General features: G+C 37.2%; 15 protein-coding genes and 1 other RNA gene. 9 read left to right on the top strand and 7 right to left on the bottom strand.

The features are described 5' to 3' along the window. Positions 1–273: 273 nt before the first annotated feature. Positions 274–1,722 (bottom strand): class I SAM-dependent methyltransferase, encoded by a 1,449-nt coding sequence (locus AA637_RS01565; RefSeq protein ID WP_446683599.1) that lies wholly within the window; start codon positions 1,720–1,722, stop codon positions 274–276. A gap of 131 nt (positions 1,723–1,853) precedes the next feature. Between AA637_RS01565 and AA637_RS01560 the strand changes: the two genes are divergently transcribed. The 3 genes from AA637_RS01560 (at position 1,854) to AA637_RS01550 (ending at position 4,490) form a co-directional block, all read left to right on the top strand. Beyond that, positions 1,854–2,492, top strand: coding sequence for a GNAT family N-acetyltransferase (locus AA637_RS01560; protein WP_446683598.1), 639 nt, complete (start codon positions 1,854–1,856; stop codon positions 2,490–2,492). Between the two features lie 59 nt (positions 2,493–2,551). Next, positions 2,552–3,517 carry an aldo/keto reductase gene (locus tag AA637_RS01555; protein ID WP_446683597.1) on the top strand — a complete coding sequence of 322 codons (966 nt, stop codon included), beginning with the start codon at positions 2,552–2,554 and terminating at the stop codon, positions 3,515–3,517. Between the two features lie 250 nt (positions 3,518–3,767). Beyond that, on the top strand, positions 3,768–4,490 hold the full coding sequence (locus AA637_RS01550; protein ID WP_446683596.1) for a biliverdin-producing heme oxygenase: 723 nt from the start codon (positions 3,768–3,770) through the stop codon (positions 4,488–4,490). Positions 4,491–4,790: 300 nt separating this feature from the next. Here AA637_RS01550 and AA637_RS01545 read toward each other — a convergent pair whose 3' ends face one another. Then, positions 4,791–7,046, bottom strand: a complete 2,256-nt coding sequence (locus AA637_RS01545) for a glycoside hydrolase (RefSeq protein ID WP_446683595.1) — start codon at positions 7,044–7,046, stop codon at positions 4,791–4,793. A 544-nt stretch (positions 7,047–7,590) separates the two neighbouring features. Continuing rightward, positions 7,591–7,982, bottom strand: a transfer-messenger RNA (tmRNA) gene (gene ssrA, locus AA637_RS01540). Positions 7,983–8,280: 298 nt separating this feature from the next. Here ssrA and ftsH3 point away from each other — a divergent pair. After that, on the top strand, positions 8,281–10,128 hold the full coding sequence (gene ftsH3, locus AA637_RS01535) for an ATP-dependent zinc metalloprotease FtsH3 (RefSeq protein WP_069789257.1): 1,848 nt from the start codon (positions 8,281–8,283) through the stop codon (positions 10,126–10,128). Positions 10,129–10,443: 315 nt separating this feature from the next. Then, positions 10,444–11,100, top strand: coding sequence for an endonuclease III (nth, locus tag AA637_RS01530; RefSeq protein ID WP_446683594.1), 657 nt, complete (start codon positions 10,444–10,446; stop codon positions 11,098–11,100). 42 nt (positions 11,101–11,142) lie between these two features. Here the strand turns inward: nth and AA637_RS01525 are convergent, their stop codons facing one another. Continuing rightward, a complete protein-coding gene (locus AA637_RS01525; RefSeq protein WP_201150014.1) occupies positions 11,143–11,313 on the bottom strand; it encodes a hypothetical protein in 171 nt (56 codons plus the stop codon). 199 nt (positions 11,314–11,512) lie between these two features. Here AA637_RS01525 and AA637_RS01520 point away from each other — a divergent pair, with 199 nt between their 5' ends. The 3 genes from AA637_RS01520 to AA637_RS01510 all read left to right on the top strand — a co-directional run bounded on the left by AA637_RS01520 (position 11,513) and on the right by AA637_RS01510 (position 13,864). After that, the gene (locus AA637_RS01520; protein WP_446683593.1) at positions 11,513–13,045 is read left to right on the top strand and encodes a serine/threonine protein kinase; all 1,533 of its coding nucleotides are present in this window, start codon (positions 11,513–11,515) and stop codon (positions 13,043–13,045) included. 119 nt (positions 13,046–13,164) lie between these two features. Beyond that, on the top strand, positions 13,165–13,542 hold the full coding sequence (locus AA637_RS01515; RefSeq protein ID WP_446683592.1) for a DUF2358 domain-containing protein: 378 nt from the start codon (positions 13,165–13,167) through the stop codon (positions 13,540–13,542). Positions 13,543–13,564: 22 nt separating this feature from the next. Beyond that, positions 13,565–13,864, top strand: coding sequence for a DUF3493 domain-containing protein (locus AA637_RS01510; protein WP_446683591.1), 300 nt, complete (start codon positions 13,565–13,567; stop codon positions 13,862–13,864). Positions 13,865–13,884: 20 nt separating this feature from the next. On the opposite strand, the gene AA637_RS01505 is transcribed toward AA637_RS01510, so the two are convergent. Further along, positions 13,885–14,718: an inositol monophosphatase family protein gene (locus AA637_RS01505; protein ID WP_446683590.1), complete on the bottom strand. Its 834-nt coding sequence runs from the start codon at positions 14,716–14,718 to the stop codon at positions 13,885–13,887. Positions 14,719–14,927: 209 nt separating this feature from the next. Here AA637_RS01505 and murG point away from each other — a divergent pair, with 209 nt between their 5' ends. Further along, on the top strand, positions 14,928–15,998 hold the full coding sequence (murG, locus tag AA637_RS01500; RefSeq protein ID WP_446683589.1) for an undecaprenyldiphospho-muramoylpentapeptide beta-N-acetylglucosaminyltransferase: 1,071 nt from the start codon (positions 14,928–14,930) through the stop codon (positions 15,996–15,998). Positions 15,999–16,102: 104 nt separating this feature from the next. Here the strand turns inward: murG and AA637_RS01495 are convergent, their stop codons facing one another. Beyond that, positions 16,103–17,221 carry an FAD-dependent oxidoreductase gene (locus AA637_RS01495; protein WP_446683588.1) on the bottom strand — a complete coding sequence of 373 codons (1,119 nt, stop codon included), beginning with the start codon at positions 17,219–17,221 and terminating at the stop codon, positions 16,103–16,105. Continuing rightward, on the bottom strand, positions 17,218–18,318 hold the full coding sequence (locus tag AA637_RS01490) for a hybrid sensor histidine kinase/response regulator (RefSeq protein ID WP_069789249.1): 1,101 nt from the start codon (positions 18,316–18,318) through the stop codon (positions 17,218–17,220). The genes AA637_RS01495 and AA637_RS01490 overlap by 4 nt, the downstream gene beginning before the upstream one ends. Between the last annotated feature and the right edge of the window lie 67 nt (positions 18,319–18,385).

The raw sequence follows: 18,385 nt of genomic DNA, 5'->3' as shown, positions 1-18,385 counted from the left end.
AGAAAATCAGCGTTAAAATCTAGTTGATAATGGGTGGAAAGCAACAAAAAAAGCGGGTATCACCCACTTTTAAGAGATTATTTCTCGTCATTGGCGCTTTAGGCTCTAATTACTTTTTAGCCAATGTAGTCCTTACTTTAACGATGATTCCAAAATTTTTATGGACTCAATCAATTGGCTACTAAATACAAAACATTTGTATTTTTTGTTCTCAAAGGAAGTTTTAGAACCTTACAGAATTGATTATAGTCTATTTCTTTTTATAATTCAATTTTAATGCAAAGGCTTACGGATAATTAAACCAATACAAGTACAAGGGATACCGTCAACAGATAATTTCAGATGGACACTTTGGTTAATATCTTTCCAAGATTCTTGATTTAACCATCCTTCTCCCGTAACGTAGGGAGGAATATCAATGAATCTATCTAAAACTCCATTACCCACACTAAAATCCAATGGAGCAACATCATAACCATTTTCGGTTAATTCTCTAGTTAATTGCTCTATATGTCTCTGCTGAAAAATAACCGTTACCCAATCATCTATAGTTTCTGGTTCATTAGTGTAATTAAATTCGGTCGTGTGGACGGCAACTCCCCCCGGTTTAAGAACATTCATCGCATTTTTCACAAAGTCTAATCCTTTTTGAATTGAACCTAGATGTTCAAAGGCACACACAGACCAGCAATAATCATATTGATTATCAAAAGAACGAGGAATTTCATTCATATCGACATATTGTAAACTGACATTTTTTTCAAAAGTTTCTCTGTCAACTAAATCTGGACGATAAGCTTTATCTAAACTATCTGTGTGTTGTGCTGTTTCATCCCAACCTAGTCCCTTTACTTTCTCTGGATGTAAGTCGGTAACTGTGACAGTATGTCCCCATGAGGCAAAAAACGAGGCTAAAGGTTCTTCCCCACAGCCAAATCCTAATCCTTTTTTGGGAAAATCATCCCCCATATTTTCATAAATGGCTTGAGTCACGTAACATAATTCCCAAACTTTACGATGGTATATGGGCCGCATATGTAAACATTGACACCAATATTTCACCCAATCGCTCTCTATATCTTCTTGAGTAGTAAGTTTTGATTTTAAATCTACTTTTCTTTTATTGGCGGGGATACTATTACTTTGTTGACGCTCGTACATTTCAGTAGCCAAAAGATAGCCTAGATTTTTTACATTTAATTGAATTGCTTTTGCTTCACGTAATGTTATGTATAGTTCGTCTACGTTTGGTTTACCTTTAATGACAGGATGTAATAAACTTGATAAAAATTCTTTTAAGTCTTGATTTTGTCTAATTTTTTGAATTAAAGATTTTTTTTGAGAGTCCACTCGATAAATTTTGTCTGAAGTTTTGTCAAGGAATTCTACTAATAGAGGTTCTAAGTGTATGTCACCTACTTTCAAAGTACGTATATTGTTATGGCTGGTCAATACCACGAAAACTTCGTTGGCAAATACAGCGGATAGTTGTTTCAGGGCCTTATGTACCAAAGTTATCTCTAGCTCATTGGTCATACCTTTGTGGAGTACAACCCATTGAGCATCATGAATATCAAAAGTATCAGTTTCTGAATAAATAATAGTATTCTTAAATTCTTTTTCAAAGGGATGCGGAGCGATTATTATATCCCCCCTTTGATAGTTTTTTTTTATAAACTGATAAGTTTTATTCCAATATCTATCATCATTAAAAATTGACATCAAATTACCTATTTTTATACTTTTTCAAATCTTATCTTATCATTATTTTATATTTCTTTTTAGAAGATAGTTAATATTTATTTTTTCTTTCATTAATATAGTTTTTATTTTTAAAATTCATTACTTACCTTATGCTTTCTTATCATTATTTTTCAATTATAAATACTACTAATGTTGATTTTCAAAATGCGATCGCCCTTTATAACCAATCTTTTCCTGTCAGCGAAAAACTACCAATTTCAGTAATAAAAAATAAAATTGAAGCAGATATTTTCCAATTGTGGATTCAAAAAGATCAAGAAAAAATTATCTTAATGGCAATTTTATGCCCCTTACCTAACAGCAACTTTACCCTACTAGGATATTTAGCTACTGCTCCAGAATATCGAGGGCAAGGACTAGGAAAACAATTTATGACATTTATTAAAAATAAACTACAAAAAGAAGAGCAATGGTTATTATTAGAAGTCGAAAATCCTCACTATCAACCAGAACAAGAATTAAAAAAAAGAAGAGTTAATTTTTACTTAAGATTAGGAGCAAAAATTCTTAAAGATGTTGCCTACTTATTGCCTGATTTATCTGAAAAAAACTCCCCAGAAATGATTTTAATGATTTATCCTGACTATCCAGAAGATAAATTAAATTCTTTATTAATAAAAGAACTTATTAAATTAATCTACCAATATTTTTACGATCGCCCTAACCATAAAAACGTAAATATTTTAATAAATAAACTTCCTGAAAAAATCAAATTAATTGGTTATTAACTAACTATTTTCTATTGAAAAACCTTATGTTACCATGAAAAAAAAAGAAATTACCAACCATGAAAACTAGAAAATTAGGCAGTACAAATATTGAAATTACCCCTATTTTAATGGGTACATGGCAAGCAGGTAAAAGAATGTGGTCAGGAATCGATGACAATGAGAGTATTAACGCCATTCGCGCTGCCGTAGAAGGGGGCATTACCACCATTGATACCGCCGAAGTATATGGAGAAGGACATTCAGAAAGAATAGTGGCACAAGCCCTTAAAGATATTAGGGACAAAGTAGTTTACGCCACCAAAGTATTTGCTAATCATCTCAAATATGACCAAGTTATCAGCGCCTGTGAAACTTCGCTCCAAAATTTGAGTACCGACTATATTGACTTGTATCAAATCCATTGGCCTTCTGGTACATGGAATAGTGACATTGTACCCATCCAAGAAACCATGAAAGCCCTTAACAAACTCAAGGATGACGGCAAAATTAGAGCCATTGGGGTATCTAACTTTTCTGTGGCACAGTTAGCAGAGGCGAGAGAGTATGGAGACATTGTCAGTATTCAACCCCCCTATTCTCTGTTTTGGCGTGGGGTGGAGAAGGAAATTCAGCCCTACTGTGTGAAAAATAATCTTTCTATTCTTTCTTATTCTGCCCTTGCTCAAGGTATTTTAACAGGAAAATTTGGTTCTAGTCCTCAATTTGAGGAAGGTGATCATCGGGTAAATAATCGTTTGTTTCAACAAACTCACTGGAACAGGGTACAAAAGGCGTTGGATTTACTAAAACCTATGGCGAAAGGGTATGATTGCACCTTGGGACAATTGGCGATCGCATGGTTAATCTCTCAACCCCAAACCCATGCCATTGTAGGAGCTAGAAATGTCGAGCAAGTGGAACAAAACGTAAAAGCGGGGGATATAAAAATTAGTGACGAAGATTTACAAAAAATTAGTGATATTGGTAAAGAAGTTAGCAAACACTTTGACGATAACCCCGTTTTATGGAATTTTGACAATTAAGCTGCGCTCGCTGGACTTGCTGTATCAAGAAAACTGCTCAACATATAATATTTGGTCACTATTGCCCACCCTGAAAAAACGACTTTCTTCCTCAACCGTGGATTTTTGTAAACAATAATTACGACAAGTTGTAAAAATTCTTAATACAAAATGACATTAATTCAGTTTAAGGTAGAAAATTAGGAATTAAAGACTTTTTGTAAATTTTTATAAACAAAATATTAACTTCATAATTAGGAATAGATAAAACATGACTGTAAATTTAGCCACAATGTTAAAAGAAGGTACCAAAAAATCCCACTCCATGGCGGAAAACATGGGATTTATCAAGTGCTTTTTAAAAGGAGTCGTTGAAAAAAATTCCTACCGTAAACTGGCAGCTAACCTGTACTTTGTATATGGTGCCATGGAAGAAGAAATGGAGCGTCTCAAAGATCATCCCCTTATCAAACCCATTTACTTCCCTGAATTGAATCGTCAACCTAGTTTGGCAAAAGACCTTCAATTCTTTTATGGTTCTAACTGGAAGAACGAAATCGAGATCACTCCCCACGGACAAGCCTATGTAGATCGTATTCGTGAAATTGCCCAAAATTCCCCCGAATTATTTGCGGCTCATTCTTACACCCGTTATTTGGGAGATCTTTCTGGGGGTCAAATTCTCAAAAATATTGCTCAAAAAGCTATGAATCTTGATGGTGAGGGTACTGCTTTTTATGAGTTTGAAACCATTGATGATGAAAAGGCTTTTAAAACTGAATATCGTCAGTCTTTGAATGATTTACCTGTGGATCAAGAAACTGCCGATCGCATTGTACAAGAAGCAAATGATGCTTTTGGAATGAATATGAAAATGTTCCAAGAGTTGGAAGGTAATTTAATAATGGCCATTGGTAAGATGCTATTTAATACCCTAACTACCCGTCGTCGTCGCAACCAAAACAACGAAGGAGAGTTTGTTACTGCTGAGTAATCAATCTATTTTCCTTGGATAAAACAATATAATATTTTTCTGCTATATTCCCCTTTTTTGGGGATTTTTTTTGGTTAAGAATCTTTACAAAAATCGTTTTTTTATTGCTTTTTGAACTTAAATCGCCGATACTAAGAAGTAGGTTGTTAATAATGGAGGTCTTACTGTTTAAGATAAAAAAAGTTTAGCTTTCCATTATCTAATAATAACATATTTGGAGCAGAAAAATCAGCCCCAAATCCTTTTTTATCATCTTGGAATGGCAGAAGATTTGATCTAACGCCACCCCAGAGAAAATCCTTAAGGTACTTGAAGTCTAATTAAATGATTTTCAGGTAAAGCCTCTTTAAACTTACCTTGATCGGCAAGAATGGCAATCAAATTAATTTCCATATCGGGGTCTAAATGTAAATCTTGCCAAGGGACAGCGATTTCAATACAGCGATCAAGAGCTATCTTTGTACCTGTATAACGGGATTGCCACGAAAAATTGGCAACCGCTTCTTGTAACCAATAAGTTTTGGTAACGAGGTTAACTCCTAAATGATGACGATAGTTGTAATTGAGGGGATCTTGATTTGGTACATGGGCTAAGGGTATGGGGCTATTATCCCCAAAGCGATTGGGATAGTACCACAAAAGATGAAGTTCGGGGGGGAGGTCTTGCCCCGCTACGGCTCCTGATTTGAGGTCAAAACGGAAATAAAAGTTAAGATGATCCCAACCATAATGAATCATCGGGATAATACTAGCTCGGTGCATAGTTCCCCGTGAGCCTCCTATTTTGATTTTTCCTGCTTTTTCCCAATCTTGTTCGTCTCCTCTGCCGTCCACCAGAGGGCTGATATAACTGCAAGGGTTTAGTTGTTCCCCTGTGGGGCTTTGATGAGGGTTGGTTACGGGACGATAAAGATATTTGGGTACAGGTTCATTGAGGGCTTGATAAAGAGCTATGAGATGTTCTCTAAATAGCTGATCAAACATATCATTATGGGAGGAGTGATGGGGTTCTCCAAACCACCAAAACCAATCTGAACCTTGGGCGGCGTAAAGGGCTTCCCAAGCAGCTGAGTTATTTTCTTCGGTGGCTTCGGGATGTTTGGCGAGGGTTTGTCTGGCTGCAGTAAGATAGTCCCATGCTCTGTTTTTGGTGCGATCGCCTATCCACGTGGAAAAGTTACCGTCAATCCAAGATCCACTATGTAACTGAGTGTTAGAAATAGTTTTGGTGGGGGGGAATTGATTGGTAAATTCGGAAACTGTTACTAACTGAATATCTTGGGCTTGAGAAAGGTTGCTGTAAAGTTCATCAAAGAAGGGTCTACCATCCTGCTCATAAAATTCCCAACAGTTTTCTCCGTCGAGGGCAATGGTCACAAGCCAAGGTTCATCTAAGGTGGTGTTATCACTCGGCTGTCTTTGCGCAAGGGTACGGGCGATCGCCTGTAGGTGAAAAATCAAGTCTCGGGCGGCTTCTTGGGGTTTCATGGCTCCATAGGTAAAGCCAATTAAGTCGGATAAACGGTGATCTCGAAATATGATACTTAAATCTCCGTGTTCAGTGTCTAAACGGTAGGGACGATATAATACTTCTGGTTCACAAATATTACCTGTTTCGTCACGGTGGAAAAAGTGGTTAAAACTCCAACCTAACACCGCTTCATCAGAACAAATCCATTTAAAACCCTGTTTGGCAATATAGGGTAATATTTGTGGGCTGATGGACTGTTCACTGGGCCAAAGTCCTCGGGGCGATCGCCCAAAACGCTCTTGATACATATTCCATGCCTTGCCGAGGTGACGGGGTACATCCTCTTCCCACTGAAAACGGCTCGTGGGTAAGTCCATATGAGGTAGGGCAACCTTACCCGCATTGGTATCGTGAAGTAAGGGCAAAATGGGGTGGGTATAAGGGGTTGTGGTGACCTCCAACTGTCCCTCATCCTGCATTTTTTTGTGTTCAGGAATAATCCTTGCAATAATTTCCTTTTGTTTAGTATACATTCTTTGGCGATCGCTCAGGGTAAAATTACGACCTTTTTCCAACCAACCAGCAATATCCGTATCATCCCAAAATAAAGGATCAAACCATGCTAAGTTATGCCACGCTAAAAGATCACTAAAATCTTGATCTGTCCAATTATCCAAACACCACTCTTTACCCTTAATATGTTTATGTTGAAAAAGCTCTTCATAACGGACATGGGGACGAATCATGTGGTGATGATTTGCGTCAAAAAAATTGTCAACAATATAGCCCTTTTGCTCTCGAATTAGCATACTGACAGGAGTTAAAGTCAAAGCCAAATAAGGATCCAGAGCATTCCCTTGGGCGTAATCTTCTAACTGCATTATCAAAGAAGGAACTAAGTTTACCGTTTGATGAATAGCAGGATACTTCTTTAACATCAAAATTAAGTCCAGATAATCCTTAATACCATGAAGCCTTACCCAAGGAAGACGATAATCAGCACCAAAATTATCCTTTGAAAGACGGGATTTGTAGAGAGGTTGGTGTTGATGCCAAATAAAGGCAACATAAAGAGGATGAGCCATAAACTTTAAATTAATTAATTTTTTCTTTCCGCAATGGTAACAGTGAACGACCGACACTGAGTCAAAATTAAAGTGTTGGCTTCCTACCCAAGGAGATGGTTTTTATTCCAAGAAGTAATGAGTCTTAACTATCTGGCTATAAGCTTTTACTAACGTTTCGTAAGTTCAAATAAGCAGAGCCATAAAATTTTATCCATGTATTTGGCTTGATTATTGCCATTCTTCATTCCTGTGTGATTATCCGTATGCTATCACAATCCACACAAATTTAATGATATTATACTAAATCCCGTTTCAATAATATACTAATTAGGGCGGGGAACAGGGAACGGGGAACGGATAGTAATTGTTTATTGTCAATTGTTACACGGTGAATAATAGTAAACTCTACTAATCGGATTTGGTATTAGAGGTTTATGTTACTGAAATTCATCTGAAACTTATTCCATTGCATTTTGATTGATAATGATGAAATCCCCCATAAAGAACAGCTTAAAAAAGTCCACAAAAAAAAGAACACATCTAGCGTTCTTTTTCTTTTTATTAATGGAACTGAGCAGAGTCGAACTGCTGTCCAAATCAGTTATTTACCTATCGCTCATTCACAGGTTTAGCTCTTTTTATCCGCAGAGCGGGAACCACCAATTATCCCTGATGGCAGGATTTTCCAGTATTATCTTTTCTCCTTAACTGACTGAAAACAGTACCAGAGAGCATCCGTTGGGGGTTGCCTATAATGTTTAACGGAGTCACACTATAAGCGCTCGAACCAAATTTTTTGGTCTTAGGCAGCTACAGGAGCGGCTTTACGAGCAAAAGGAACGATGTTGTTCGCATTTACTATTTTTTTTGAATCTTTTATTTACGAGAGGAGATTCGCTCTCGACCTGTATCACGGGTCAGCTTTCACTAACCTGTCGAAACCGTTACAGTCCCTTGATATACATTTATCTTAACTTTTATTTGCCCCATTGGCAAGGGGTGAAGAATCTTTTTTGTTATCCTCTATGGGTTTTGCCCTAGGATCCAGGGGCAATCGCACTTAATCTTTGTGGTGTTATATTGGAATGTATGTGTATTAACTATTTAAAAAGGTTTCTTAGAAAAACGTTAAAAATCCGTAACATAAGTTAACATAGAAATAACAAATAAAAAAACAGTAGCAAAAGCTCTCATTAATTATCAAGACCCATTGATAAAATAAGAATATAAATTTAAAGGAGGCTATCCATAAGTGAGCAAAGAAAATAAAAAATGGCGTAACGTAGGACTATACGCGATACTTGCAGTCGTAGTCGTTGCGTTAGCCACAGCGTTTTTAGATCGCCCACAGGAGCAACAGTCAAGCTGGAAATATAGCCAGTTCATCAACGAAGTAGAAACCAACCGAGTAGAAAGGGTACAGCTAAGTGCCGATCGCTCCCAGGCCATGGCCACAGCAAGGGATGGACAAAGATTCTTAGTAAATCTACCCAACGATCCTCAATTAGTAGATATTCTTTCCGAAAACAGAGTAGATATTTCCGTTGTCCCCCAAAGTGATGAAAGTTTCTGGTTTAGAGCCATCAGTAGTCTTTTCTTCCCTGTACTGCTCTTGGTCGGTCTATTCTTCCTCCTCCGCCGTGCATCCAGTGGTCCTGGCTCCCAAGCCATGAACTTTGGTAAATCAAAAGCCAGAGTGCAAATGGAGCCTCAAACCCAAGTTACCTTCGCCGATGTAGCGGGTATTGAACAAGCGAAATTAGAACTTACCGAAGTGGTGGACTTCCTCAAAAACGGTGAAAGATTCACCGCCATCGGTGCAAAAATTCCTAAAGGTGTTCTTTTAGTAGGACCCCCAGGAACAGGTAAAACCCTTCTGGCCAAAGCAGTAGCGGGTGAAGCTGGAGTACCTTTTTTCAGCATCTCAGGTTCTGAGTTTGTAGAAATGTTTGTAGGGGTTGGTGCGTCCAGAGTCCGTGACTTATTTGAACAAGCAAAACAGAGCGCCCCTTGTATCGTCTTCATCGATGAGATTGACGCAGTAGGTCGCCAAAGAGGAGCAGGTTTAGGTGGTGGTAATGATGAAAGAGAACAAACCCTCAACCAACTTCTAACAGAAATGGATGGTTTTGAAGGCAATACTGGTATAATCATTGTTGCTGCTACTAACCGCCCTGATGTTCTTGACTCAGCTTTGTTACGTCCGGGACGTTTTGATCGTCAAGTGGTAGTAGATCGCCCTGATTTCGCTGGTAGATCTGAGATTTTGGGAGTTCACGCCCAAGGAAAAACCCTAGCCAAAGACGTTGACCTTGACAAAATCGCTCGTCGGACCCCTGGATTCACTGGGGCTGACCTTTCTAACCTACTCAACGAAGCCGCTATTTTAGCCGCTCGTCGTAACCTCACCGAAATTTCTATGGACGAAATCAATGATGCCATTGATCGTGTATTAGCAGGTCCGGAGAAGAAAAATCGTGTCATGAGTGAAAAACGTAAAACCCTCGTGGCATACCATGAAGCTGGACACGCCCTAGTGGGTGCATTAATGCCAGATTATGATCCTGTACAAAAAATCAGCATTATTCCTCGTGGACGTGCTGGGGGACTAACTTGGTTCACCCCTAGTGAAGATCGCATGGAGTCTGGGTTATATTCTCGCTCTTATCTTCAAAACCAAATGGCTGTTGCCCTTGGTGGACGTATTGCCGAGGAGATCATTTTCGGTGAAGAAGAAGTAACCACTGGTGCTTCTAATGACTTACAACAGGTGGCAAGGGTTGCCCGTCAGATGATTACTCGTTTTGGTATGAGCGATCGCCTCGGGCCTGTAGCTCTAGGTCGTCAGAGTGGTAACGTATTTATGGGAAGAGACATCGCCTCTGATCGTGACTTCTCTGATACTACCGCATCTACCATTGATGAAGAAGTAACTCAATTAGTAGAAAGAGCTTATCAAAGAGCCAAAGAGGTTTTAGTTCAAAACCGTCTTATCCTCGACAAAATAGCAGAAATGTTAGTAGAAAAAGAAACCGTTGAGGCTGACGAATTACAGGAAATCCTCAATAGTAGCGATATAAAAATGGCTGCGATCGTCTAATCACGAAACATCTTTGAATCTAACTAAATAAAGAAGGGGCTTAACACATAGTTGAGTCCCTTTTTTTGAAAAAAAATGGTTAGAGTAAAAATTAACATGAGATTAAATTGGCAATAATACCAAATCCTATTTATATAGTATATTTATTTACTTGAAATCATTGAGATTGATGATAGTTATTAGTCTACTTTTAATGCAGGATTTGGTATAACTATAATATTTCAGTTGCTATGTGCTTATTGTAATCCAATAATATTCCATACTATTATTTAACACTGTTGTAACTTAATGCCTAGCAAAACTTAACACCTCCCCATGAGACTGATAAAAAAAAGAAAAGCTCAAGAAATTCTTTCTATCCTAAAAACCCTTTATCCCGATGCCACCTGTAGCTTGGACTATGAAACCCCCGTTCAACTCCTCGTTGCCACCATCCTCTCTGCCCAGTGTACCGATGAACGAGTAAATAAAGTTACCCCTAACCTGTTTGCTCAATTTCCCGATGCCCCCAGCCTTGCCCATGGCCATAGGGAAGAAATAGAAACACTGATCCACTCTACAGGTTTTTTTCGTAACAAAGCCAAAAATATCCAAGGTGCCTGTCTCAAAATTGTCGATGAATTTAACGGAGAAGTACCTCAAACCATGAAAGAATTACTCACCCTTCCTGGGGTAGCTCGAAAAACAGCTAATGTAGTTCTTGCCCATGCCTTTGGTATTATTGAAGGTGTTACCGTGGATACCCATGTAAAGAGACTTAGTAACCGCTTAGGGTTAACCAAAAATAGCCAACCCGTACAAATCGAAAAAGATTTGATGAAATTATTACCCCAACCAGAATGGGAAAACTTTTCTATCAGTATTATCTATCACGGTAGGGCTGTATGTAACGCTAGAAAGCCCCAATGTGATGTGTGTCAACTAGCCGAACTATGTTCTTTTTATAAAAAAAACCATAAGAAAGCATCTTAAAACAAGGGGCAAACCCCTTGCTTGTTTTTTCCATTCATTGACCTATACTAGACCAAGCCAAGCGAGTAAGCCTTGTCCTGTGGCGTATTCAATACCTAGGGTAATAATAAAACCAATCATTGCGGCTCTACCGTTCAACTTTTCTGCGTAGCCATTAAAACCGAACTTAGGCTCTTGTACATTAGGGGTGGTGGTAGGTTGAGTCTTTGCCATAATTTAGAGTCTCCTTTTATATTTATTGAGTTTAATTATTAAGTTTCGTAAACATCTTAACATCATATCTTTTATAACTGCCACTAAAACAATTTATAAAACTGATAAGCATAAAACTTTCTCTGCAAAGCCTAATTAATAATAACTTTTGCTTAAAAATATATAATAATGAGATAACCAAAGAGAATAATAAGCAACAATGAACAGTAGGGAGTCATCCGCCGAAAATTTGTTAGTGCAGCGCTATCAACTACTGGAAATAGTAGGCTCAGGAGCTATGGGCAAGGTCTATCGTGCCAAAGATAAAGCCTCCCGACAAAGCACTGTGGCTGTAAAAATATTGGCGAAAGCTCTCGATGATATGAAGATGATAGATAGATTCCAGCAAGAGGCTACCATTAGCGCCTTATTATCAGAAATCTGTCCCAATATCGTTAGAGTAAGTGACTATGGCATTGACCAAAATAAAATTCCCTTTTATGTGATGGAATTATTAGAAGGGGAAAACCTTGCTGATTTTATTGAATTCCATACTATCTCTCTCGAAACTTTTTTTCATTTGACTCGTCAAATTTGCCTTGCCCTAGAAACTGCCCATAATGGCATTATTTTCCATGGTAAAGTATGCCCCGTTATCCATAGAGACTTAAAACCTACTAATATTTTTGTCATTGATGGTGATGACGGTAAAGAAAAAGTAAAAATTCTTGACTTTGGTATTGCCAAGTTGGCTCAAGAGGAGGAACATAATAACCAAGAAGAATTTGTTGGCACTCCTCGCTATGCTTCCCCTGAACAGTTGCAAGGGTATGATGTGGATAACCGAGCCGATATTTATAGTTTGGGTATCATCATGTATGAGATGTTAACCAAAAAATTACCTTGGCAGCTAGAACATAACTCTGTGGGAGAATGGTATAAGGCTCATGTAGAAATTCCTCCCAATGATTTACCCCCTGAGTTGGATATTCCCTCAGAGTTAAGGGAGTTAATTATGCAATGTTTAAAAAAAATTCCCCGATATAGGCCGCAAAATGTGGGAGAAATAAGACAAAAGTTAGATTTAATGGGTCGTAAAATTTTTAATTTTAGTCCTTTTCCTGATTCAACTTCTAGTGGTAGCAGTCAAACTACTTACTTATTAACTAATACAATTGAGGAAAAGAAAGAAGACTTAAATTCTTTTTTATTAAAAAGTAAATGGCCAGCGAATAAACCTCAACAGAAAATTGTCTTTCCTCGTGTCACAAAATACGAAAATGAACAAGTCCTTACCCTTTGTACTATGTTAGATGATGATGATATTGACCATAGAATGACCAATGTTCGCTACAGTCGTTTTATTTTCCAAAGTTATCCTTATCCGATGATTTTGTGGTTGACTGTTTTGTATAGTCATGATTTGGGAGCTCGTTGGCTTCCTTGTTATTTAGATTTAAAAACTAATATGGGTCAGCAAATTGCTAATTTATTGAGTGATTCTAAGAAATATTATCTTCTGTTTTTTCCTCTTAATAAATCAAATAAGTGTATTAATTTTTTACCTTTTAAGGTAATGCTTAAACAACGTACTAATATTAAGCAATGGGTTTCTGTGAGTAATATGCTTAATATTGAAGATAAACGTCAAGCTCTAGTTAGTAAGAAAAAATTACAGTCAGATTTAGAAGCGATGAAAGTAGATATTTTAAAGGATTTGGAGGTTAATAATGATGATGAAATCAATGCTTAAAATACTAATAAAATAATAAGAAAATTAACAACGTTTACTTTTTGTATGTGAGATAATTTTTCGGGAAACTGTGGAGGATTGTTATACTAAGATAATTGCGTTAATTAATTTATAAATTGATGAACTTAGTAAAAATTATTGAAGAGGATTATAAGAGATTTCCAGAAAATCAGACTTACAGCATTTATGCTGAGGATGTTCGTTTTAAGGATCCTGTTTATGATTTTCAGGGCTTAAAAAAGTATCAGGAAATGATTGCTTTTTTGAAAAAATGGTTTCAAAATTTACATTTAGAACTTCATGAGATTGAGCAGGATGGAGGGCAAATTAATACCCGCTGGACGATGTCATGGAATAGTCCTTTACCTTGGAAGCCTTTTATTTCTGTTTCTGGTCGTAGTGAGCTAAAGTTAAAGGATGATTTGGTTGTTGGTCATTATGACTATTGGGATAAGCCTTTTTGGCATATGATTAAGCAACATTTTCCTTTTCAATAATTATTTTTAATACAATTTTTTTATGAGTGATAAAGCGAATCAACGGGATTTTAATGAGAAGAATACTGGTGCTAGTTTAAAACAAAGTAATCCCGAAAAGTATGCTTATTTAAAGGCAGAAGCAGAAGCTCCTTATCGGGGCTTACGTCGATTTGTTTATATTGGTTTTGGGGCTTCGGGGGCTATTGGGGCTTTTATTTTTTTTACTCAGATTTTGGCGGGTAGAAGTGTGGAGGATAATGTTGGTAATTTGTTGGTACAGATAGGGGTAATTGCTTTGATGGTTTTTTTATTCAAGTTGGATAAGAAGAAAGATGCTTGACATTTTGTAATCGAATAGCCCTAGGATGGGGAGTGTTGAAGAGCTTTTTCGCCGATAAATTCAACGAGGGGTTTAAATTCGTTGATGAGTTTGGGATGGGCAACACAGAGGGAGGGAAATCCTCTATGGCTGTAATCAACTCCTTGGGGAAGGGGAAAGACGGGGTCAGGTTCTAGGTGTACTAATTGTCCTCCTGCGGCTCTGAGGATGGGGTAGGCTCCTGCTATGTCCCAAATTTTGGGGGTGGCTTCTACGGCTCCTAGGGCGGCACCACAGGCAACGAGTAGCATATTATAACTGGCGACTCCTGTGAGTCTGATTTTGCAGGGGAAGTAACGGGTAAGAACTTCGGTGCTTCTGGCACAGAGGGTGAAGATGTGGTTCATACTAGCGTCGGCGGTGCTGGTGTAGATGCGATCTCCATTTAGATATGCACCTTTTGGCCCTGTTAAGCCTGTGTCGTCATAATAATAACCGTGGTAGGTTTGTTGGATTTGGGGAAAATGAACAAAACCAAATACGGGGGTACCTTTGAAGAGTAGTCCGATGGAAATACCCCAGATGGGAATTCCTCTGGTAAAGTTGGTAGTACCATCAATGGGATCAATTACCCAACACCAATCATTCATGGGTAGTAGATGCTCGGTTTCTTCGGTAAGAATGCCATGGGTAGGGAAACATTGCTTGATGGCGTCTCTAATTTCTTTATCTGCCCACTTATCAGCGGCGGTAACGAGGCTACCATCGGCTTTGCGAGTGGGTTCTAATTTGGCAAAGTCTTCTAATAACTTGTCTCCGATACGGGTGGTAATATGCTGACAAAAATTATATACTTGTTGCCAAAAGTAGATCATGATTTTTTGCTGGGTTATTTTTGGTGTGGGTTGAATACCCTTTAATTTTTGATTATTAACTATTGATTTTTTAATGGTAAAGTATAATCGGGTTTTTGTAACCTAGTAATAACCCTTAACTGTTAGTTCTTTGGTTTACCTCGGTATATAGCAGTTAAGATTTTTATACCTGCAAAAACTTTTACTGTTGATTATTAATTATCTTGATTGTGTCTGATCATAAGTCGAAACTGTTAATCGCTGCCAGTGGCACTGGGGGACATTTATTTCCTGCCCTTGCTGTTGCCCAAGAATTGTCTAGCTACGAGATTCAATGGTTAGGGGTGCCAAATCGCCTTGAGACTTCCATAGTGCCTGATTTTTATCCTTTACGCACTGTTGATATTGATGGTTTTCAAACTAAGTTTGGGGTTAAAACTGTTTTTCTCTTTGCCAAAATGCTAAGGGCGATCGCCTTTACTTATAAACTAATAAAAAGGGAAAAAATAGACTTAGTATTCACCACAGGGGGTTACATCTCCGCACCTGCTATTTTGGGGGCAAAACTAGCCAAAGTTCCTGTAATTTTGCACGAATCAAACTACATACCAGGTAAAGTAACCAAACTGTTAGGAAAACAATGCAACCTAGTGGGCATCGGTTTTGAAGGCACAAAAAAATATTTACCAAAAACAAAAACCCAATGGGTAAGCACCCCTGTGCGCCAAGAATTTTTATCCCCTGAAACCCTAGATTTTAAAATCCCTGACAGTGTGCCTGTAATTGTGGCCATGGGAGGCTCTCAGGGAGCCGTAGCCCTTAATAAATTAGTGAGACAGTGCGCCCCTTATTGGTTGAAAAATGGTTGGTATATAGTCCATTTAACGGGGAATAGAGATGATGATTTTGGTACATTTGAACATCCCAACTATATCGAAATGACCTTTTATGACAATATGGCAGGGTTGTTAAATCGGGCAGATTTTGCCATTAGTCGCTCTGGGGCTAGTGCTTTGACGGAATTGGCAATCACGAAAACTCCTTCGGTGTTGATTCCTTTTCCCTTTGCTGCTGAAGACCATCAATTTTTTAATGCTCAAGTCTTTGCCCAAGAAAACGCAGCGGTATTATTTCGTCAAAATGATTTAACTCCCGATGTCTTGGAAAAAACCGTTACGAACTTAATTAAGGATAAGGTTAAGTTAAAGCAGATGAGTAATAATTGTAAAAAATTAGCCTTGTTTGATAGTGCGAAAATTTTAGCGAAAATCATCAAATCAATGGATGTTTCTCGGCATTAAAAAAAAAGAAAAGTAGACTAATAAAACGAACAATGGGCTTAAGCCTATTGCCAATCAATGATAAATAAAAGTACAGTTTATAACTCGGATTTAGTATGATTTATTCAGCTGGAAAATTGCTCCATAAATTTTTTATCAATGTAATCCTTTAGATACCAAAAAACCTTAGATAAATAAGCACAATTCCCCCAAATAGCTACTGCTTTTTTGTCCCCAGTACCAATCAAACTTAAATAAAAAGATTGGGGATAATAAGAATTAAGGCTTTTTCCTTCTAATAGTAATCGCCAGTTGTTATATAACGGTTTACCTTGTCTAACTGCAAAAACTCCCGCCTTGGGGCTAGGATTATCTTTGATGGTGGCGATGTCTCCTGTAGCAAAAATATTGTCATGGGATAGGGTTTGTAGGGTATTTTTGACTAAAATAAATCCTTTTTTATCAATGCTTAAACCTGTATTTTTTAGCCATGATGCGGGGGAAGCATTAGTAACCAAAAAGGTATAATCTCCTTTAATAATGTTTCCTTTTTTTGTAATAACTTTATCTGAGCAAATTTCTACTATTTCTGTCTCTAAGATGATATTAATATCTTTTTTTTCTAAAAGGTTATTAAAAAGTTTACTAGCACGTATATTATGACTATTTAATAATACTTGACCTCTATTGATAATATTAATATTTACTTGTTTTGCTGTTACAATATCAGTTAATCTTTTGTGCATATTAAGAGCAAGTTCGACCCCTCCTGCACCCCCTCCAATAATATTTAAGGTAATATTTTGATTAGGATTGTTATTTAAATCATTAATAATTGCTTCCCATTTTTCTAGTAAAGTTGGCACAGGTTTTGCCCTAATGGCATATTCTTTTGCTCCTTTTATTTGACTATCATCGGGGGTACTACCAATGTCGATGGATAAAAGGTCATATTTAATGGTGTTTCCTGATAAGCAATAAACTTTTTGTTGTGTCGGATTAATGTCTATTACTTGATCAACCATTAAGTTACTGTTAGTTTTTTGGGCTAATTTTTCTAGGTTGATATGGGTTTGATGAAAGTTATAATACCCTGCTATGTGAGCAGGAAGCATTCCTGAATAGGGAGTCTTTTTTACTTCATTAATTAAGGTTATTTTAACATTTTTAATAGGGTTATCATAATACATTTTAAGGGCGATCGCATGGCTATGTCCACCGCCAACTAAAACTAATTGTTTCATAATTCACTGTAATAAATTTTGGGAATATTGATACTAAATTTAGTACCTTTATTTTCTTCACTTTCCACAGTAATTTCTCCCCCATGAATTTCTACAGCTTTTTTAACAATAGATAAACCTAAACCATTACCTTTAATTCCTGCCACATTATCAGCCCTTTCAAATAACTGAAATAATTTATGTTTATAATTATCAGGAATACCAATGCCATAGTCTTCTATAGTAAGTAAAATATTATCTGGTTCACAACATAAGGTTAGGTCAATATCTCCTCCATCAGGAGAATATTTAATAGCATTAGAAATTAAGTTATTGAGGATATGATGTAACATTTTCCTATCTAGGTAAGCCTCGTAAGCAGACTCTTGACAGTGAAAATTAATAGTATGTTTATCGGTTAAATTATTCTGTTCATCTATCAAACTTTGTAGGAATTGTACTAAATCAAATTGGTCTGGATATAGGGTTATTTTTCCTTCTTCTGCTTTACTAATTAGTAATAAATCTTCGAGAGAATCATTCATTTCGACGATCGCACTTTTGATAAAATTAAAGTACCTTTCTTTTTTATCAGCGGATAATTTATCCCCATAGTCTTTTATTAATTCGGTATATCCCAAAATACTGGTAAGGGGCGCTCGTAAATCATGGGAAGCAGTTGCCAGGGCTTGGGTTTTGATTTGATTTAATTTTTGTTGCTTTAGTAAATTAGACTCTGTGCGGGAATCTTCTTCAAATTTAGATAAGGCGATGGTAATAGTAGTAGTAATGTCAGCAATCTTGTAAGGCTTGACTAGGTATCCATAGGCTGGAATTTTTTGCGCCCTTTTTAAGGTTTGAGCATCGGCATAGGCGCTTAAATAAATGATGGGAATTTTGAGGAGGCGATAAATTTCATGAGCCGCCGTAATACCGTCCATAGAGCCTTTAAGCATTATATCCATCAAAACTAAGTCAGGTGAAGAATCTTGCGCTTTTTGAATGGCTTTTGGTCCAGTGCTAACGATACCAATTACTTCGTATCCGAGTTTTTTGAGATCGAGAGAAAGACTTTCGGCCGCAATTAGCTCATCTTCAACTATCAGAATTCTATACATGACCCTTTGAGATGGTAAATAGTTTGAAATTTTCGCTCTTTGAAGAGCTTATTTAATCTATGACTCC

Origin of the sequence: Cyanobacterium sp. HL-69 (assembly GCA_002813895.1) — a bacterium.
Lineage (GTDB): Bacteria > Cyanobacteriota > Cyanobacteriia > Cyanobacteriales > Cyanobacteriaceae > Cyanobacterium.
Note: the sequence above shows the minus strand (reverse complement) of the source record. Positions and strands in the feature narration are given on the sequence as shown.